Origin of the sequence: Bacillus sp. bc15, assembly GCF_900142585.1 — a bacterium.
GTDB lineage: Bacteria > Bacillota > Bacilli > Bacillales > Bacillaceae_G > Bacillus_A > Bacillus_A cereus.
In genome coordinates this window covers 190,732-209,632 of the sequence record NZ_FRBJ01000002.1, presented here as the reverse complement: position 1 = coordinate 209,632, position 18,901 = coordinate 190,732, and the positions used below count along the sequence as shown (strand labels likewise).

Below are 18,901 nucleotides of genomic sequence, written 5' to 3'. Positions count from 1 at the left end.
TAAGAAGGGTGATGGACAGAATGAAAATTGAAGCAGTTATTTTTGATTGGGCAGGTACGACGGTTGATTACGGATGCTTTGCACCACTAGAAGTATTCATGAAGATTTTTCATAAACGCGGCGTTGAAATTACAGCAGAAGAAGCACGTAAGCCAATGGGATTATTAAAAATAGATCATGTAAGGGCACTAACAGAAATGCCTCGTATTGCGGATGAGTGGAAGCGTGTCTTTGGTCACTTACCAACAGAAGCAGACATTCATGAGATGTATGAAGAGTTTGAAGAAATTCTCTTTTCTATTTTGCCAAATTATGCTAAGCCGATTGATGGGGTAAAAGAAGTAATCGCTTCTTTACGTAAGAGAGGCATTAAAATCGGTTCAACAACTGGTTATACGAGAGAAATGATGGATATTGTAGCAAAGGAAGCAGCGTTACAAGGATATAAACCTGATTTTCTTGTTACGCCAGATGATGTTCCAGCAGGCCGCCCATACCCATGGATGTGCTATAAAAATGCAATGGAACTTGGTGTGTATCCGATGAACCATATGATAAAAGTAGGGGACACAGTATCAGATATGAAAGAAGGTAGAAATGCTGGAATGTGGACAGTTGGTGTAATTCTTGGAAGTAGTGAGCTCGGTTTAACGGAAGAGGAAGTGGAGAGTATGGATTCGGTAGAGCTTCGTGAAAAAATAGAAATAGTTCGTAATCGGTTTGTTGAAAATGGGGCTCATTTTACGATTGAAACGATGCAGGAGCTCGAAAACGTAATGGAACATATCGAGAAACAAGAACTTATTATTTCATAAAAGGGGTACGGGATCATGAATGAAAATCACTACTTATTATTAACACCAGGACCATTAACGACAACAAAATCAGTAAAAGAAGTTATGCTATACGATTGGTGTACGTGGGATGTTGAATATAATACGATGGTGCAAGAAGTAAGAGCTAAACTTGTATCGTTAGCGACGAAGGAAGAAGAGAAATATACAACAGTGTTAATGCAAGGAAGCGGTACGTTTTCAGTTGAAGCAGTAATTGGTTCTGTTATTCCGAGAAATGGGAAGCTTCTCGTTTGTACAAATGGTGCGTACGGTAAGCGCATTGTACAAATGGCAGAGATGTTACAGATTGATGTAGTGGTCAGCCAAACAGAAGAGTGGGAACCTACTAATATTGTAGAAGTAGAAAAGTTATTGGAAGAAGATAAAGATATTACGCATATTGCAGTTGTTCATTGTGAAACAACGACAGGCATTATAAATCCAATTGTAGATGTATGTAAATTAGGAAAGCAGTATGGAAAGGTTACAATTGTTGATGCGATGAGTAGTTTCGGCGGGATTGAAATAGACATTGCTGATTTACAAATTGATTTTTTAATTAGTAGTGCGAATAAGTGTATTCAAGGGGTTCCTGGATTCGGATTTGTAATCGCAAAACGTGATGAATTATTGAAGTGTAAAGGGCAAGGACGCTCTTTATCTCTTGATTTATATGATCAATGGGAAACGATGGAAAAACAAAATGGGAAATGGCGTTTTACTTCACCTACACATGTTGTACATGCTTTTTATCAAGCACTACTTGAACTAGAAAAAGAGGGTGGAGTAAGAGCGCGTTACAATCGATATTACAACAATCAAAAACTACTAGTGAATAGAATGGGAGAAATCGGATTTAAGCCACTAGTAGATGAGAAATATCAATCTCCTATTATTACATCTTTCATTTATCCAAAAGGGGAGTTCGAGTTTCAACAGTTATATAACGAATTAAAATGCTATGGATTTGTTATTTACCCTGGGAAAATTTCGAAAGTAGATACGTTCCGGATTGGAAATATAGGTGATGTACATGAAGAAGATATTAATCGCTTAGTTGATAGTATTGCTAAAGGAGCTGTTATTGGGTGAAAGTATTTTGTTTAGGTGGAGCAGGTAAAATTTGTCGTGAAGCTATTTTGGATTTAGTTCAATTTTCATCTTTTGAGACGATTACTGTAGCCGATTTTAACGAGGAAGAGGGCTGTAAAGTAGTAGAATGGCTCAACGATCCTCGTGTTGATTTTGTAAAAGTAGATGTAACGAATCACGAGGATACGGTTGCAAAAATGAAAGGTTACGACATTGTAATGGACGGTACGACGATAAAGCTAAACGGATTGTCGACTCGCTGTATTGCAGAAGCAGGCTGCCACGGTGTGAACCTAAATGGATTTGGTGAAGAAAATGAATCGCATGCTATATTTGTTCAAAATGAAAAAACATGTTTGCCTGGGTTTGGCATGACGCCAGGTGTAACGCAAATGATGGCAATGCATGCAGCAAATCAACTGGATACTGTAGAGTCTGTCCGCGTAAGTCACGGTTCGTATCGTCCGATTGCTTTTTCTGCTTCAATTACAGAGACAACGACATATGAATATGATCCAGATTTACCATCGCGTACAGTGTATGAAGATGGTGAATTTAAACAAGTACTTCCGTTTGCGCGTCCGAGAGAAATAGAATTGCCAGCGCCTTATGGTAAGGAAACGCAGTATATCATTCCGCATTCTGAAACGATTACGTTAGCAAAGGCACTAGAAAATAAAGGTGTCAAACTGATAGAGACGAGAGGGACTTGGCCGAAGCAAAATATGCAACTTGTACGTGCTTTATATGATTACGGCATATTGCGTAATGATCAGATTGAAATAAACGGGAAAGAAATAGGCATTATGGATTGTATTTCGCAGTATTTATTGCAATCGAAAGAAGGACAAGAAACAGAGCTTTATGGTTATGCACTTCATGTAGAAGTAATAGGTATGAAAAATAATGAGAAGCAAAGACATGTGTTATATCATACACATCCGTTATCTGATGGTTCTGTTGTAGGATGGGAAAAATTAAGGGCGTATACGAGAAACGTCGGTATTCCATTTGGGATTGCTGCAGAGTTAATTGCAACTGGAAATGTAAATAGGGTGGGTGTTGTTACGCCTGAAGAAGCTTTTGAAAATCCACAATTAATTTTTGATGAACTAGCAAAGCGCGGTATTCATATTCATGAAGAAGTTTCTACTTACAAAGAAAATTATAACTTTGTATAAGCAAGGAAGCTTATGAGGGAGATATAAATGAGGTGAATCTATGTCTGTAGTAGGAGAAGAAAGAAAGCGAACCATTCTTGAAAAGGTAGAATTTAAAGGAAAAGTAAAGGTTTCAGAATTAGCGAGAGAATTTGCTGTATCAACAGAAACGATTCGTCGATATTTAGAAGAATTAGATCGTGAAAAGAAGCTGAAAAAAGTGTATGGTGGAGCTGTTCAACTTCCAGGCGCTGGGGTAGAGGCGCCAATGTTAGAAAGAGAAATGCTACATATAGAAGAGAAGAAAAGAATTGGTTATAAAGCAGCGACATTTGTAGAAGATGGTGATGTCATTGCAATTGATGATGGAAGTACACCGCTTCAAATGGTTCCATACCTTGTTCATCGTAAAAACTTAACGATTGTAACAAGTTCATTTCCAGTCGCAACACAATTAATTTCTTCTATTAATAAAAAGATGTTTCACGGTGAAGTTTTATTTATAGGTGGAAAAGTATCTCCAAAGCATTCGCGTGTATCAGGGTCTATTTCTCAGCAAGTAATACAGCAATTCCATTTTCATAAAGCGTTCGTTTCGATTGATGGGTTATTACCTAGCTTTGGAGTTTCCAGCTTTGAATTAGAGAAAGCGAAATTGTCAGAGGCGATGATGAAATTAGCTGAGAAAACATATATTTTATGTGATCATACGAAGGTAGGCGTGAAAGGGAATTATCGTATAGCAGCATTTTCACGTATTCAACATGTAATTTGTGATAAAAAAATGCCATATAGTTTTGAAGAAGAACTTATGAAGCATAATATTCAGTGGACAGTTTGTTAAATAAAGTGAAAGTACCTAAACTCCCGCCTAATTTTTAGGAGGGAGTTTTATTGTCTGCAAATCGTAAAATAAAAGATTTGCATTTATGCAAAAAGTGGACACATTTTCTCATCTCTTTCATATAATTTACCAATACAAAAAAAGTTGGTCGAAGGAAAGAAGGGAGAACATGTCAGAACGAATATATAATAAACTTGTATTGTACGCGAATATTTTGCAAAAAATTGGTGTCATCAATGAGAAGGAAAAAAGTGAAATTCTTCATACGATAGGTAAAAAAGCCCTTTGAATAAAGGGCTTTTTATTTTTTATCTTTAAAAATATAAATTTAATGTAATATTCTCATTGACAATGATAATGATATTCATTATCATTTATTTGTAGGTAATTGATAAGGGTTATCAATTATAAAAATTGTATATGATAGGGGATATTATTTTGAAAAAAAATTATATGAAGGCGCTAGTAGTAGCGACAACATTAGCAATTCCATTTGCTACGTATTCTACTCCAGCATTAGCGGCATTAAAAGTTGAAGCAAATCAATCGGTAGCAGCAGCGAGTGATCGCACGTATGATACTGAAATTAAAATATATAAGGACCAAAAAGACGAGCCATCTATGGTTTCTCAATATATAAAAGATCCTAAAGTAACGATTGCAGCTGGTAAAAAAATTGTCACTGTAACAATGCAAGATAGCGATTATTTTCAATATCTTAGAATAGAAGATAGAAACCAGCCTGGTGTATTTCATGATGTGAAGGTTTTGTCAGAAGATAAGAGGAAGAACGGAACGAAAGTAGTCCAATTTGAAATTGGCGAGTTTGAGAAGAAGCACAATATGCAAATGCATATACTTATTCCAGCTATTGGATATGATCACAAATATCAAGTTCAATTTGAAATTAAAGATCCAACTGTAGGTAACAAAGAAACAGAGAAACCAGATGATAACTCTAATTCAGGCAATACGGAAACGGATAATCCAGTTGATAATCAAAATATGATAACAGATAACAAATTAAGAGAACTTGTGAATAAAAAAGTATTTAATAGAAAAGATTTAAATACACCAATTACGAAAGAAGAGTTATTACAAGTAAAGGATTTATTTTTAAATACAAATGAGATACTTGATTATAGTGCATTAAAATATATGCCAAATTTAAAATCTTTAACAGTTGCGAATGCGAAGATAAAAGACCCGTCGTTCTTTGCGAACTTAAAGCAATTAAATCATTTAGCTTTGCGTGGTAATGAATTTGCAGATGTAACGCCACTTGTTAAGATGGATAATTTAGAATCTCTTGATTTAAGTAATAATAAAATTACAAACGTTACACCACTAACTGAAATGAAAAATGTAAAAAGTTTATATCTATCAGGCAACCAAATAGAAGATGTAACAGCATTAGCGAAAATGGAACAACTAGATTACTTGAATTTAGCAAATAATAAAATTACGAACGTTGCTCCATTAAGCGCTTTGAAAAATGTAACATACTTAACTTTAGCAGGTAATCAAATTGAAGATATTAAAGCGTTATATTCATTACCTTTAACAGACTTAGTATTAACACGTAATAAAGTTAAAGATTTATCCGGCATTGAGCAAATGAAGCAATTAGAAGAATTGTGGATCGGGAAAAATGAAATAAAAGATGTTACTCCTCTAAGTAAGATGACACAGTTAAAACAATTACACTTACCTAACAATGAGTTAAAGGATATTACGCCATTATCAAGTCTAGTAAACTTACAAAAGCTTGATTTAGAAGCGAATTATATTTCAGACTTATCACCAGTGAGCAATTTGAAAAAATTAGTATTTCTAAGTTTTGTTGCAAATGAAATCCGTGATGTCCGACCAGTTATAGAACTAAGTAAGACGGCTTATATTAATGTCCAAAATCAAAAAGTATTTTTAGAGGAAACAGAAGTAAATAAAGAAGTAAAAGTACCTATATATGAAAAAGATGGTGAGGTTTCTACGAAAATCCGTCTGAAGAGCGATAACGGTACATATAGTAATGGTGTAGTGAAATGGAGTACACCAGGTGAGAAAGTATATGAATTTGGTGTGAAAGATCCATTCGCGGATACAGGAATCTTCTTTACAGGATCTGTTATTCAAAATGTAGTAGAAAGTAAAGACGGTAATACATCTAAAGAAGATGAGAAAACAGAAGTGGTAGAATTTAAAGATGTACCAAAAGGACATTGGTCAGAAGAAGCAATTAATTACTTAGCGAAAGAAAAGTTATTTATAGGCTATGGAAATGGTGAATTTGGATTTGGGGATAACATTACTCGTGGACAAGTAGCACTTCTAATACAAAGGTACTTAAAATTAGAAAATAATCTAAAACCAAAAACGACATTTACAGATACGAAAGGAAATATGTATGAAACGGCTATTGATGCAGTAGTTCAAGCTGGTATTATGACAGGGTATGGAAATGATACATTCCGTCCAGATGGAGTATTAACTCGATATGAAATGTCAGTAGTACTACAAAGAGTATTTCAGTTAAAAGAAAATGAAAATAGTGCAGAGAACTTTAAAGATATACCAAATGGCCATTGGGCGAAAGGATATGTGAAAGCTTTAGTAGATAATAAAATATCAAAAGGTGACGGGGAAGGGAACTTTTTAGGAGATAATTTCGTAACACGTGAACAATACGCACAGTTTTTATATAATGCAATAAGGAAATAAGGTGAAACTTTAATCAGTGGGGGTCTTACTGTCCGGCAAATAGCGGGATAAAAAATGAGGAAAATAAGCTATTCTTTAATTAAAGAATAGCTTATTTTTTTATGTGCAAAATGAAATAGGCAATAGATAGAAGTATAGACATATGAATAGCCTATTTTAAAGAAGAACCACGAAACTATATTGACAAAAAAGCGTTCTCATGTGATAATTCAATTAAATTTTTAGAATAATCAAAAAATATTCCTTTTACATAGAAAGGATTCGAACCTTATATGAATATTATGCCGGGGGTGACGAAATGTTATTTTTTCTGAAGAAATGGAATGAATTAAAAGATGTGAAATCTGAATTGGCACTTCGTGATTGGTTTTATGGTACCAAAATTAGTTTATCGCTATGTACGTCAAAAGAGCCGTTAACATTCTTAGTAAATATTGAGGGAAGAGATAAAGGGCTATTTTCGGAAGAAGATTTTATTGTCGTAAATTGCATGTGCGAGTCAGTATTTGAAAATGAAGAAAAACCAGCTGCAGAGTCATTTATGCATGCAGATATTTATAAAAAAAGTAGTGCAGGATGTATTTTACAAGTGCAGACTGTAGATAGTCATTTAATATCAGAGTTATATGGAGAAGAAGGAGAAGTAACGTTCGATAAACGCAGTGTGGAGCGTGTTTTCGGAAAAGAAGGTATAACAGAAATGACAATTCCAATTGTAGAAGATGAAAAAAAATTCGCTGATTTATTAGAAAGTAATGTTCCGAATTTCATTGAAGGTGGAGGAGTAGTTCTTGTTCATAATTATGGCATGATTGTGTGGGGGAAAACGCCAGAAGAATCGAAAAAATGGCTAGAGGGTATAGAATATTTAATGAACTATCATGTAAAGTTATTAATGATTAAGGGCGCAAGGAGCTCTGTTATATAAAAATGTATGTGATATGGATACAAGTTAATAAATAAATGAAAGCGTTTTAAAAATAATTTCACTCATAAAATATAGGTCTCCTTATTATATATAGATTACATGTTGACATGTAAGGAGGAACATATTTTGCGAGTTAAATATCATTTTCTGCCAAAGCAGCAAGTAACATTTTGCAAAATAAATGATTCTGGTGAAGAGGCACTGCAAATGATGAACGAAACGGGATTTCGAGCCATCCCGGTATTAGCAGAAGATGAGAAGAAATTCACGGGGATTATTTATAAAGTAGATTTATTAGAAAAAAAATGCAATAGCGGATTAGATCATGTAAGTGCAGGAGATATGCTTGACAATTCCGATGCATTTATTTTTGAAAAGGATTCCTTCTTCAGAGCCTTTTATGTAATTCGTCGGCTTCCGTTTTTAGCCGTGCTAAATGATTATAATGAATTTGTCGGTATGTTAACGCATTCGAATATATTTGATGTTATTGAAGATTCATTTGGTATGCGAACAGGTGGTTATATATTAACAATTGCAACACAAGATTGTAAGGGGACGATTAAAGAGCTTGGGACATTGTTAAAAGCATATAATATCGGTGGTTTGTTTACACTCGATAACGGTGATCAATATATCCGTCGGGTTATTGTAAATATATCAGATGAGTTAGATGAAACAAGATTAAAGCAATTAATCGGAAAAATAGAGAAAAAAGGATTCAGAGTGAGTCATGTAGATTATATTTAAGTTAAAAAGAAAAGTACCTATCTGTTATATACAGATAGGTACTTTTTTGTCCCGTTATTTGTGGGCGGTAAGATCCCCACCTCAAAATTCAGTGAAAGCAATGGGGGGCTTCCCGTAAAAGCCCGATTGGTGAGGGCTGGTTATATGTGAGTAATGAACTTTATTTTGAAACAGGAGGCGGGGATAATGCTAGATCAGATAAAAAAATAAAGTCTGCATGCTCACGAATTTTAGGGATAGAAGTTTCAATAACGCGTGATGTAATTTCACCTGGGGGGCCCACATGCCCGATAGCTACCATAATAGGCTTTTCTTGAATTTTTTTGATGAGTAATTGGGCTTGTTTTGAAATATGTCCTGCTGTATACACATCATCAAAAAATAGTTGGTTTTCAATAATAGGAACTCCTAATTCTTTTCCGATTTTTGGGACGACACTATTAGGATTTGTTTTACTATCTAAGTAAAATAAACCGTGTTTTTTACAAGCAGCAAGTATAAGGCGAACAATTCTTTCATCTGCTGTTACTTTTGACCCCATATGATTGTTCATTCCAATTGCATGCGGAACTTCTTGAATTGCTTGTTCAAGTCGGTTGTTTATTTCTTCATCGCTTAAATCGGTTGTAATGGCTTTTGGTCCAAGCCATTCTTTTTTACCTTTAATAGGTTCCATTGGCATATGTATAATAACTTCATGACCTTTTTTATGGGCAGCTATTGCATCTTCTTTTGTGGAAGGAAGAAAAGGCATAACAGCAACAGTTAGTGGAATTGGAAGTGACAACATTTGATTAGTCCCCTTCATATTATTGCCGAAATCATCAATGACAATAGCAACTTTATTCGTATGAGCAGTTGCTTGAATAGGAAATAAGAAGGACGGTAAAAACAAAACAATGATGAATAATGCAATCGTATATTTTCGCATATAAATATTTCCTTTCTCTTGTTATCCCGCTATTTGTGGGTAGTAAGACTCCCACCTCAACATTGGGCTGGATAGGTGGGAGATTCACTGTCAATAAACGCTTGATTGGTGAATGCTAATAATCAGTGGGGCTGAACAAAAAACACTGATGAAAGTTTCACTTTATCAATCATCATTATGTTTTGCTTTTTTATATAAATTAAACAAAAAATGTCGAAGAAAAGTAGGTGGAAAATTAAGAATCCCCGGTTTACGTAGAATTTGTAAAAAAAGAAGATGAAAAAAATGTCTATTATTGCGAATGTATTTACAAAGATAGAATAATTTGTAATAATTCTCAAAGTGAGGGTAAAGATTTGTAAATTACAGGGAGAAAATGTTAAATTTTCTGATTCTTCAAATTTGCATATGATTAAGTAGTTAAAAAAGTCAATGGAGAAGTGAACTTGAGAGCATGGAAGTATAATAAGGGGGATATGGATGTTTACTGTAAAAAGGAAGTACACATTAGAAAAGCTTTCACGTGATATTCATATGAAACGTGAAGAAATGATTCAACTAGGATTAACAAGTGGGCTAAATAGTAAGGAGACAATTCAAGTTAGTCAAGAATTGGACAAGCTTATTTTACAATATCAGTGTTATAAAGAAAAACAAACACCGAAATGGTTTTCAATTATAAAAATACCTATTTTCCAAATCGGGTATGAAGGAAAATCAAATAATTTTTGGCGAATGCTTGTCGCTGGTTTTATGAAATAAGTATAATTACCCTTATAGGATAAGGATAATTATACTATGTGTAACGGAATTTCGATATGAACTGTCGTTCCTTCGTTTTCTGTACTGTCAATAAAAATATGCCCATTATACATCTCTACAATTCGTTTACATATGACAAGTCCAAGACCTGTTCCAGTATCTTTATTAGTAAAGAACGGATGAAAGAGGTGTTTTTGAATATGTTGTGGAATCCCTTTCCCAGTATCTATAATCTGCAATTGTGCATGTGTTTCATTGTTTTTTACTACAATGGTTAGTGTATCATTAGAAGTCATAGCCTCAATTGCATTTTTTGTAATGTTTAAAACCACTTGTTTCATATGGTCTTTCGAACAACGGATATGAACAGGATGGTCTGGCAAATGTAAATGGAATACAATGTTATGTAAATTCGCCTCAGATTGAATAATTAATGCTACCTCATTTAGAATTGTTCTTACATCATATGTTTGTTCGATGATGGCGGTTGGCTTTCCGAGAATAAGAAATTCACTTACAATTTCATTGATTCGCTCTATTTCTTGTTCAATTACGGAAAAGTAGAACTGATCTTGTTCATCTTTATATTTCTCTTTTAATAGAGCGACGAGTCCTTTAATTCCAGTAAGAGGATTACGGATTTCGTGTGCTGTACTTGCTGCAAAAGTTCCAACTAATTCAATTTTCTGTAGTTCGTTTTGTTGTCTTTCAAGTTTTGTTTGACGTTTTAACAATATATATTGAGCAAGTAAAAATAAAATAGACATTAAAAATAAAGTAGCGATACACTCTATTGCAACCCACTGGTATAAGGTTTTCTGATGAATAGGTAATGGAGAAACAGAGACCTTCCAATTTAATCTTTGGAGTGGGGTAGTAAGCATATTAGAATGCGTATCACTTGTGTCGTTATTATCATCGGTTAGAAACACTACATCATGTTTATCAGTTACCTCAAAATGGTATTGTGGTTTAATGGCATTTAAAGAAGATGAAATGTAATCAAAGCGTAAACTAGCTAATAATAATCCTGAGAGCTCTTTCTGTTTATTGAATATGGGGGTAGCGATCATAATAGCTTTATGTCCAAGAACGCGATCAGTAATGACTGATGATACAGTGGTTTTTTTAGTTTGTAGCACGTCTTGAATATATTTACGGTCTGAAACATCTATAGGCTTTGATTCATCTTCAGATGCGATTGTAATGACCGCTTCTGGTGTAGCGTAATATAAACCAGAAAAGCGTGCATCGTTCCCATCTGTATCATGTACAATTTGTTTAATGCCGTTTATATTACCAGTCTCGGTGCCTACAACTTTTGCAAGCATGTCTAAAGCAGAAATTGCTTCACCAAGATGATGATCTAAATAATCTCTATATAAAAAGAGAACTGTATGAGCGGATAATTTGTTTTCCTGTTTCATTTTATATGTATGATACGAATAAAATGTAGCACCAATCCCTATTGTCGGTAGGATAACAAGCAATATATATATAATTATGCTTTGGAATTTGACTTTCAAATGTGGTACTCCTTCTTTTTTTATTATCATTATATATAAACTATGTTAAAATTGTCATGTTTTTATTCAAGAATGATTCTTAATATATTAGGGGAGAGGAAATGGATGAGTGAATGCTCATTCGGAATTCACATGAAGTATGAAGTGGCATTTTCTTTTTATTGGTGAGAATTTAAGTGAAGGGTTGAAAGTTGTATGACATCAAATAATGAACGAGAAGATATTTCTCAATCTTTAAAAGTATTTATTGCATTATCTCGTGTACATCGTTCTGTTATGGATACTACAAATAAATCTATACAAAGTAACGGGTTAAATCCAACTGAATTTGCTGTATTAGAACTGCTATATCATAAAGGCGGTCAACCACTCCAGCAAATTGGTGAGCGCATTTTAATAGCCAGTGGCAGCATTACATATGTTGTAGATAAGCTGGAGAAAAAGGGATTAGTAAAGAGAATCCCATGTCCGAATGACAGACGTGTTATTTACGCGCAATTAACTGAGTCTGGCGAGAACTTTATCGCTTCTATTTTTCCGGGGCATGAGAAAGTTATACATCAGTCTTTTGAAATGTTAACGAAAGATGAAAAAGATGAATTACTTGATCTATTAAAAAAAATTGGGAAGTATGAAAAATAATAATATGTTCCAAAGGAGCTTTGGATAAATAAATCCAGGGCTTTTTTATTTGCAATGAACTCAGAGTAGTCACTGCCGAATTTTGTTGAAAATTAAGAGGGAATTCGAGAATACGTATTGAATTATAATAAAGGTATGTAATGGAGAGGAGGCTCGTTCATGTCATTTAAAGACTATGAATATAAACGCCCAAATATTGAAGAGTTAAAAGAGAAATTTACTGTTGCTTTAGAGAAGTTTGATAACGCAAAAACTGTAGAAGAACAAAAACAAGTCATTCATTCAATTAATGAAATTCGCAACGATTTTGGGACAATGGGAAACCTTTGTTACATTCGCCATTCTGTTGATACGACGGATACTTTTTATAAGGAGGAGCAGGATTTCTTTGATGAATACTCTCCAGTTGTACAAGGATATGGTACAAAATATTATAAGGCACTTATTAATTCTCCATTTCGTGAAGAATTAGAGGCGTATTATGGAAAACAATTATTTGCTCTAGCAGAATGTGATTTAAAAACATATTCAGATGAAGTCGTGAAAGATTTACAATTAGAAAATAAATTATCGTCGCAATATACACAGTTATTAGCATCCGCAAAAATTGACTTTGCTGGAGAAGAAAGAACGTTATCGCAATTGATTCCGTTTATGCAAGGAAAAGAAAGAAGCGAACGTAAAGCAGCAAGTGAAGCATACTACGGATTTTTAGCTGGAAATGAGGAAGAACTAGATCGTATTTATGATGAGCTTGTTAAAGTGAGAACGAAAATCGCAAAATCTTTAGGTTTCAAAACCTTTGTTGAACTTGGATATGCAAGAATGTACCGTACAGATTATAATGCGGAGATGGTGGCTAATTACCGTCAGCAAGTGCTGGATTATATCGTTCCCGTTACAACGGAATTAAGAAAGCGACAACAAGCACGTATCGGTGTAGAGAAGTTAGCTTATTACGACGAAAACTTTGAGTTTGCTACAGGTAACCCAACTCCAAAAGGAGATGCGGATTGGATTGTTGATCATGGAAAGACGATGTATAAAGAGTTATCGGCTGAAACAGATGAATTTTTCAATTTCATGCTAGATAACGATTTATTAGATTTAGTTGCGAAAAAAGGAAAAGCTGGTGGCGGATATTGTACATATATTGAGAATTATAAAGCGCCGTTTATTTTCTCAAACTTCAATGGAACATCTGGTGACATTGATGTATTAACACATGAAGCAGGTCATGCTTTCCAAGTATATGAAAGTCGTAAATTTGAAATTCCAGAATATAATTGGCCAACATATGAGGCATGTGAAATCCACTCTATGAGTATGGAATTCTTTACATGGCCATGGATGAAGCTATTCTTTGAAGAAGATGCAGATAAATATTACTTCTCTCACTTAAGTTCAGCACTTCTGTTTTTACCTTATGGTGTATCTGTTGATGAATATCAACATTATGTATATGAAAATCCTGAAGCATCACCTGAAGAGCGTAAGACAGCATGGCGTAACATAGAGAAGAAATATTTACCGCATCGTGATTATGAGGATAATGATTATTTAGAGCGCGGTGGTTTTTGGCAACGTCAAGGGCATATTTATAGCTCACCTTTCTATTATATTGATTACACGCTTGCTCAAATTTGTGCGCTACAATTTTGGAAACGTGCAAGAGATAATAGACAAGAGGCATGGGAAGATTATGTGAATCTGTGCCAACAAGGTGGAAGTAAATCGTTCTTAGAATTAGTAGAAGTTGCAAATTTAACATCACCATTTGCTGAAGGCTGTGTGAAAAGTGTTATTACAGAAATTGAAGCATGGTTACATGCGATTGACGACACAAAATTGTAAAAAACATGCGCTTTTTTTCACATGTTTAACATCGACATAATGGGAAAATGATGAGATAATAAAAGAAAATTCAGAATACTAAAGAGGTGTTTCTAATAAGGAGCACCTCTTTTCACCAACAAAAAGGGGGGAAAGAAGTATGCTTCAATCTAATATGGATGTGAGTTTAGAAAGTTTAGTAAGCTCATTACAGTCTACTCGAAGCACGCTATTATCAGAAATTGAAATGTTAAATGATACAGAAGTGAATGTAAAGCCACGCCGTGATAAATGGAGTATTATTCAAATTTTACACCACTTGCATTTAGTTGAACAATCTGTCACGTCTGCCCTTGTATATGCTTTACAAAAAAATGAAAGAAACATGACTCCATTTAAAGACCTCCAACTTACGCTTGATCGCACACATAAACGAGAAGCTCCTCAGCAAATGCAACCAACAGAAACTTTAATGAAAAAACAGCAAGGAATTCAATTACTAGAACATTCACGACAAGAACTATTACATGCGCTTCATAGTGTTATAGATGAAAAAGATCTATTTGAAAATGGATTAAAGCATCCTGTTTTTAATGATCTGAATTTGTATCAATGGGTTCAATTTCTTGATTTGCATGAACAAAGACATCTTACGCAATTAAAAGAGGCGAAACATGCAATTTTGCAGCGCTAAAGTGGAAGAAGTGGGAAACCACTTCTTTTTTTGATACGTGCATAGTTTTCTTTCTTATTTTGGAATACTACATGGAGAAAGAAAAGAAGGAGTTGAAAAAATATGTCTAAGAAGAAGCGAGAAGAAGAGCGCGCCTGGAAAGCGCGTAAAGAAAATCAACAACCGCACGGAAAAGTGAAAGCTTTTGCTGAATTAGTTGAAGGAACAGAAAAAACGTGATGATTATTTCATCACGTTTTTTGTATGAGTGGAAAAGTTAATAAAAAGGTTGTACCGATTCCTTTTTCACTTATAATATCAATTTTTCCATTCATAGCTTGAACAACACTGAATACGACCATCATTCCAAGTCCAGTGCCTTTTTCTTTCGTTGAATAGAAAGGCGAGCCAAGACGTTTTACTTGTTCTGAATCCATACCGACTCCTGTATCTTTTATGTATAACTGAATATGCTTATGATCAGGAACTAATGTGAAATAAAGATCACCGCCTTTTGGCATAGCCTCAATGCAATTTTTAAAAATATTTAATAAACATTGATTTAGTTTTTGCTTTTCTCCAGCGATAAAAAAAGAAGTGCTTTGCTTTATATAATGAGTACGTACATTTGTTAAATTAGCAAGCGGTGTAATTAACGACAATGCATGTAGTAATTCTTCTTCTAACTGTAATGTTTGTTCTTTTTCAATGCTTGGTTTAGCAAAGGTTAAATAATCTGTAAGAACATGATTTGCTTGTTCAATGCCGTTAATGGCAATGTCGATATATAATTTTCGTTCCTGCTCAGTGCATGTATCTGATTGTAACAGTTGTAAAAACCCTTTTGTTGAAGTTAATGGATTGCGAATTTCATGAGAGATAGACGCTGCCATTTCACCAATTAAATGAAATTTTTCAGCATTTATAAGTTCGTTTTGGAGACGAACTTGAGTTTGTAATATGTGTAGTAAATATAAAATTAGAATCGTACCAAGCATTGAACATAACTCATACACAATAATATGCGGTATATAATCAGTCTTATTTGTAACCTTTGAAAGGAAGAAGGGTATCCAACTAAATCCGTATGTGAGACTGTAGATAATAGCAAGTGTTATTTTTATACGATTAGAAGTTCGATTGAAAAATTTATATGTTAATAGTAGAACAATAAATAGAAGAACAGAACCGATAAGAGATGGGAAAACACCGATCCCACCTAATAATAAGCGATATATGTTTAATACAACTAAGATAGAACCACCAGCAATAGGCCCTCCCGTTAATGTACCGACAATTAATACAATATGGCGCATATCAAATTGAAAACCATTATTTGTTTTTGCTGCAAATGTAATACAGAGTACGGTAGCGAGGCAACAGAGTACAATGAATATAGCTGAATTTAATTTAGGAGAGCGTTTCCCTTTTTGATTCCAAAATAAATGATATACGAGCATTGTAATCAGGATGAATAATATATTTAAAAAGAGATAAATAATAAAGGATTTCAGTGGGATGCCTCCTCTCTTCTTATATTAAATTAATCATACTATAAAATGAAAGAAATGAAATGATAAATAGCGGAAAAATCAGAAATTTTTACGCTAGTATACAATATGTTACAATAAGCTGTGTCAATGAAAGAAGAAATTCCGTGCACCGCGCGGGAGAGGTTCGCGAACTCCCTCTATAAAAAACTATGGAAACAACAATATCTTTAGGTATTGTTTTGTTTTTTTATTGTGACAGTTCAAGAACGTTCTTTCTTCTTATTTATAGTAGAGAAGGAGAATGAGTGAAATGAAAAAAGAAAAAGCAGTTGTTGTTTTTAGTGGAGGACAAGATAGTACGACATGTTTATTTTGGGCAATAGAGCAGTTTGCAGAGGTAGAAGCTGTAACATTTAATTACAATCAACGTCATAAGCTAGAAATTGATTGTGCAGCGGAAATTGCAAAAGAGCTAGGAATAAAGCATACGGTACTAGATATGAGTCTATTAAATCAACTTGCTCCAAATGCGTTAACGAGAACGGATATGGAGATTACACATGAAGAAGGTGAATTGCCATCGACATTTGTAGATGGACGAAATTTACTCTTCCTATCATTTGCTGCTGTATTAGCAAAACAAGTTGGAGCACGTCATATTGTAACAGGTGTATGTGAAACTGATTTCAGTGGTTATCCAGACTGCCGTGACGTGTTTGTGAAATCGTTAAACGTTACTTTAAATTTATCTATGGATTACCCGTTTGTCATTCACACGCCACTTATGTGGATTGATAAAGCTGAAACATGGAAATTATCAGATGAACTTGGAGCATTTGAGTTTGTTCGGGAAAAAACATTAACATGTTATAACGGAATCATTGGTGATGGTTGCGGTGAATGTCCAGCATGTCAACTTCGTAAAGCAGGATTAGATACGTACCTACAGGAACGCGAAGGAGCGAACAACTAATGGATAACTTTTTTGGATTTCGCATCGTAGAGAATTTGCAAAAAATGGACAAGGATATTCAGCGTAAACAACTCAAATACCATAATAAAAGAGTAATGGTCAGCAAGGAATTTACATTTGATGCAGCACACCATTTACACTGTTATGAAGGGAAATGTAAAAACTTACATGGTCACACATATAAAGTTGTATTTGGAATTAGTGGATATGTAAATGAAATAGGTCTTGCAATTGACTTTGGAGATATAAAAGAAATTTGGAAGAATGAAATCGAAATTTATTTAGATCATCGTTATTTAAACGAAACGTTACCTGCAATGAATACGACTGCTGAAAATATGGTCGTTTGGATTTATGAAAAGATGGCAGAAGCACTAACAAAAGAGAATCGAGTGAACGAATATAAAGGAGCTCGCGTTGAATTTGTTCGTCTATTTGAGACGCCGACTAGTTATGCGGAAGTAAGACGGGAGTGGATGCTCGATGAGTAAAATCCCTGTCTTAGAAATATTCGGTCCGACTATTCAAGGTGAAGGAATGGTTGTAGGGCAAAAGACAATGTTTATCCGTACAGCTGGTTGTGATTATAGCTGTGCTTGGTGTGATTCTGCTTTTACGTGGGATGGATCAGCTAAAGATCAAATTAGACAGATGACACCAGAAGATATTTGGGATGAGCTTGTTGCAATTGGAGGAGAAAAATTTTCTCATGTTACGATTTCAGGCGGAAATCCGGCATTACTGAAAAATATTGAGTTTCTTCTTTCAATATTAAAAGAAAATGGAATGCGAACGGCAATTGAAACGCAAGGGAGTAAATGGCAAGATTGGTTACTTCAAATTGATGAGGTAACAATTTCTCCAAAACCACCAAGTTCGACGATGAAAACAGATTTTCAGAAGTTAGATGCTATTATTCAGAAACTAGCAGGAAAAGATATTAGTTTAAAAGTAGTAGTATTCGATGATCATGATTTTGAATATGCAGTTAAGATGCACGAACGTTATCCAGGTGTACCATTTTTCCTGCAAGTAGGAAACGATGATACAAAAACAGTGGATGATGCGATGCTTATTAAAAAATTATTAGATAAGTATGAGTGGCTGATTGATAAAGCTGTAAATTGTAAAGAGATGAATGATGCAAAAGTATTGCCTCAGCTTCATGCGTTAGTATGGGGAAATAAACGCGGCGTATAACGAGAAGGGATGTTTAAAATGACTGGAAGATTAGATGAAGATTTAAAAGATGTAACATTATTAGGAAATCAAAATACAAAATATTTATTTGAATATAGCCCAGAAATATTAGAGGTATTTGATAATAATCATCCAAACCGTGATTATTTTGTAAAATTCAATTGTCCTGAATTTACAAGTTTATGTCCGAAAACAGGACAACCAGATTTTGCAACAATTTATATTAGCTATATTCCAGAGGAAAAAATGGTAGAGAGTAAATCTTTAAAGTTGTATTTATTTAGTTTCCGCAATCATGGTGATTTCCACGAAGATTGCATGAACGTTATTATGAACGATTTAATTAAATTAATGGATCCACGTTACATTGAGGTATGGGGGAAATTCACACCACGTGGTGGCATTTCAATTGATCCATACTGCAACTACGGTCGCCCAGGGACGAAGTATGAACAAATGGCTGACTACCGCATGATGAACCACGATCTATATCCGGAAACAATTGATAATCGTTAATAGAAAGAAAGAGCCTGTATA

General features: G+C 34.3%; 19 protein-coding genes and 1 riboswitch. Of the genes, 16 read left to right on the top strand and 3 right to left on the bottom strand.

Features of this window, described 5'->3' with window-relative positions; translation table 11 throughout:
- Positions 1–20 precede the first annotated feature (20 nt).
- From phnX to cbpA, 7 genes are all read left to right on the top strand, one after another.
- Positions 21–815 carry a phosphonoacetaldehyde hydrolase gene (gene phnX, locus BUA87_RS10915; protein ID WP_000687381.1) on the top strand — a complete coding sequence of 265 codons (795 nt, stop codon included), beginning with the start codon at positions 21–23 and terminating at the stop codon, positions 813–815.
- Between the two features lie 15 nt (positions 816–830).
- Positions 831–1,928, top strand: a complete 1,098-nt coding sequence (gene phnW, locus BUA87_RS10910; protein ID WP_061660523.1) for a 2-aminoethylphosphonate--pyruvate transaminase — start codon at positions 831–833, stop codon at positions 1,926–1,928.
- Positions 1,925–3,109 carry a saccharopine dehydrogenase family protein gene (locus BUA87_RS10905; protein WP_025118330.1) on the top strand — a complete coding sequence of 395 codons (1,185 nt, stop codon included), beginning with the start codon at positions 1,925–1,927 and terminating at the stop codon, positions 3,107–3,109. The genes phnW and BUA87_RS10905 overlap by 4 nt, the downstream gene beginning before the upstream one ends.
- A 40-nt stretch (positions 3,110–3,149) precedes the next feature.
- A complete protein-coding gene (locus BUA87_RS10900) occupies positions 3,150–3,932 on the top strand; it encodes a DeoR/GlpR family DNA-binding transcription regulator (protein WP_000117666.1) in 783 nt (260 codons plus the stop codon).
- Positions 3,933–4,352: 420 nt separating this feature from the next.
- Positions 4,353–6,653 (top strand): NEAT domain-containing leucine-rich repeat protein, encoded by a 2,301-nt coding sequence (locus BUA87_RS10895; protein ID WP_033657457.1) that lies wholly within the window; start codon positions 4,353–4,355, stop codon positions 6,651–6,653.
- 298 nt (positions 6,654–6,951) lie between these two features.
- The gene (locus BUA87_RS10890; protein ID WP_000895987.1) at positions 6,952–7,581 is read left to right on the top strand and encodes a class II aldolase/adducin family protein; all 630 of its coding nucleotides are present in this window, start codon (positions 6,952–6,954) and stop codon (positions 7,579–7,581) included.
- A gap of 126 nt (positions 7,582–7,707) precedes the next feature.
- The gene (gene cbpA, locus BUA87_RS10885) at positions 7,708–8,331 is read left to right on the top strand and encodes a cyclic di-AMP binding protein CbpA (protein ID WP_001264204.1); all 624 of its coding nucleotides are present in this window, start codon (positions 7,708–7,710) and stop codon (positions 8,329–8,331) included.
- A gap of 160 nt (positions 8,332–8,491) precedes the next feature.
- Here cbpA and BUA87_RS10880 read toward each other — a convergent pair whose 3' ends face one another.
- Positions 8,492–9,262, bottom strand: a complete 771-nt coding sequence (locus tag BUA87_RS10880) for a divergent polysaccharide deacetylase family protein (RefSeq protein WP_001234112.1) — start codon at positions 9,260–9,262, stop codon at positions 8,492–8,494.
- A 480-nt stretch (positions 9,263–9,742) separates the two neighbouring features.
- Between BUA87_RS10880 and BUA87_RS10875 the strand changes: the two genes are divergently transcribed.
- The gene (locus BUA87_RS10875; RefSeq protein ID WP_000495527.1) at positions 9,743–10,024 is read left to right on the top strand and encodes an aspartyl-phosphate phosphatase Spo0E family protein; all 282 of its coding nucleotides are present in this window, start codon (positions 9,743–9,745) and stop codon (positions 10,022–10,024) included.
- A gap of 29 nt (positions 10,025–10,053) precedes the next feature.
- Here the strand turns inward: BUA87_RS10875 and BUA87_RS10870 are convergent, their stop codons facing one another.
- A complete protein-coding gene (locus BUA87_RS10870) occupies positions 10,054–11,550 on the bottom strand; it encodes a DUF3149 domain-containing protein (RefSeq protein ID WP_000865050.1) in 1,497 nt (498 codons plus the stop codon).
- A 195-nt stretch (positions 11,551–11,745) separates the two neighbouring features.
- Between BUA87_RS10870 and BUA87_RS10865 the strand changes: the two genes are divergently transcribed.
- The 4 genes from BUA87_RS10865 (at position 11,746) to BUA87_RS31795 (ending at position 14,938) form a co-directional block, all read left to right on the top strand.
- The gene (locus BUA87_RS10865; RefSeq protein WP_000203336.1) at positions 11,746–12,192 is read left to right on the top strand and encodes a MarR family winged helix-turn-helix transcriptional regulator; all 447 of its coding nucleotides are present in this window, start codon (positions 11,746–11,748) and stop codon (positions 12,190–12,192) included.
- Between the two features lie 159 nt (positions 12,193–12,351).
- Positions 12,352–14,046 (top strand): M3 family oligoendopeptidase, encoded by a 1,695-nt coding sequence (locus tag BUA87_RS10860; RefSeq protein WP_000008582.1) that lies wholly within the window; start codon positions 12,352–12,354, stop codon positions 14,044–14,046.
- A 139-nt stretch (positions 14,047–14,185) separates the two neighbouring features.
- Positions 14,186–14,719 (top strand): DinB family protein, encoded by a 534-nt coding sequence (locus BUA87_RS10855; protein WP_000941977.1) that lies wholly within the window; start codon positions 14,186–14,188, stop codon positions 14,717–14,719.
- Between the two features lie 102 nt (positions 14,720–14,821).
- The gene (locus BUA87_RS31795; RefSeq protein WP_000038355.1) at positions 14,822–14,938 is read left to right on the top strand and encodes a DUF6254 family protein; all 117 of its coding nucleotides are present in this window, start codon (positions 14,822–14,824) and stop codon (positions 14,936–14,938) included.
- A gap of 11 nt (positions 14,939–14,949) precedes the next feature.
- Here BUA87_RS31795 and kinB read toward each other — a convergent pair whose 3' ends face one another.
- The gene (gene kinB, locus BUA87_RS10850) at positions 14,950–16,158 is read right to left on the bottom strand and encodes a sporulation sensor histidine kinase KinB (protein WP_071714546.1); all 1,209 of its coding nucleotides are present in this window, start codon (positions 16,156–16,158) and stop codon (positions 14,950–14,952) included.
- A 206-nt stretch (positions 16,159–16,364) separates the two neighbouring features.
- Positions 16,365–16,408: riboswitch (PreQ1 riboswitch) on the top strand.
- Between the two features lie 93 nt (positions 16,409–16,501).
- Between kinB and queC the strand changes: the two genes are divergently transcribed.
- From queC to queF, 4 genes are read left to right on the top strand one after another with little or no spacing between them, the layout of a single operon-like run.
- Positions 16,502–17,164, top strand: a complete 663-nt coding sequence (queC, locus tag BUA87_RS10845) for a 7-cyano-7-deazaguanine synthase QueC (RefSeq protein ID WP_000711595.1) — start codon at positions 16,502–16,504, stop codon at positions 17,162–17,164.
- Positions 17,164–17,655, top strand: a complete 492-nt coding sequence (gene queD, locus BUA87_RS10840; protein ID WP_000368414.1) for a 6-carboxytetrahydropterin synthase QueD — start codon at positions 17,164–17,166, stop codon at positions 17,653–17,655. The genes queC and queD overlap by 1 nt, the downstream gene beginning before the upstream one ends.
- Positions 17,648–18,364, top strand: a complete 717-nt coding sequence (queE, locus tag BUA87_RS10835; protein WP_000036292.1) for a 7-carboxy-7-deazaguanine synthase QueE — start codon at positions 17,648–17,650, stop codon at positions 18,362–18,364. Before queD ends, queE begins: the two co-directional genes overlap by 8 nt.
- Before the next feature lie 18 nt (positions 18,365–18,382).
- A complete protein-coding gene (queF, locus tag BUA87_RS10830; RefSeq protein WP_071714547.1) occupies positions 18,383–18,880 on the top strand; it encodes a preQ(1) synthase in 498 nt (165 codons plus the stop codon).
- The last annotated feature ends 21 nt before the right edge of the window (positions 18,881–18,901 follow it).

Coding starts and splice junctions, on each gene's coding strand:
- BUA87_RS10895 (WP_033657457.1), top strand. CDS start 4,353: ATGATAGGGGATATTATTTTGAAAAAAAATTATATGAAGGCGCTAGTA.
- queD (WP_000368414.1), top strand. CDS start 17,164: ATGGATAACTTTTTTGGATTTCGCATCGTAGAGAATTTGCAAAAAATG.
- BUA87_RS10890 (WP_000895987.1), top strand. CDS start 6,952: ATGTTATTTTTTCTGAAGAAATGGAATGAATTAAAAGATGTGAAATCT.
- BUA87_RS10855 (WP_000941977.1), top strand. CDS start 14,186: ATGCTTCAATCTAATATGGATGTGAGTTTAGAAAGTTTAGTAAGCTCA.
- queE (WP_000036292.1), top strand. CDS start 17,648: ATGAGTAAAATCCCTGTCTTAGAAATATTCGGTCCGACTATTCAAGGT.
- phnX (WP_000687381.1), top strand. CDS start 21: ATGAAAATTGAAGCAGTTATTTTTGATTGGGCAGGTACGACGGTTGAT.
- queF (WP_071714547.1), top strand. CDS start 18,383: ATGACTGGAAGATTAGATGAAGATTTAAAAGATGTAACATTATTAGGA.
- BUA87_RS10865 (WP_000203336.1), top strand. CDS start 11,746: ATGACATCAAATAATGAACGAGAAGATATTTCTCAATCTTTAAAAGTA.
- BUA87_RS10875 (WP_000495527.1), top strand. CDS start 9,743: ATGTTTACTGTAAAAAGGAAGTACACATTAGAAAAGCTTTCACGTGAT.
- kinB (WP_071714546.1), bottom strand. CDS start 16,158: ATGCTCGTATATCATTTATTTTGGAATCAAAAAGGGAAACGCTCTCCT.
- BUA87_RS10880 (WP_001234112.1), bottom strand. CDS start 9,262: ATGCGAAAATATACGATTGCATTATTCATCATTGTTTTGTTTTTACCG.
- phnW (WP_061660523.1), top strand. CDS start 831: ATGAATGAAAATCACTACTTATTATTAACACCAGGACCATTAACGACA.
- queC (WP_000711595.1), top strand. CDS start 16,502: ATGAAAAAAGAAAAAGCAGTTGTTGTTTTTAGTGGAGGACAAGATAGT.
- BUA87_RS31795 (WP_000038355.1), top strand. CDS start 14,822: ATGTCTAAGAAGAAGCGAGAAGAAGAGCGCGCCTGGAAAGCGCGTAAA.
- BUA87_RS10900 (WP_000117666.1), top strand. CDS start 3,150: ATGTCTGTAGTAGGAGAAGAAAGAAAGCGAACCATTCTTGAAAAGGTA.
- BUA87_RS10860 (WP_000008582.1), top strand. CDS start 12,352: ATGTCATTTAAAGACTATGAATATAAACGCCCAAATATTGAAGAGTTA.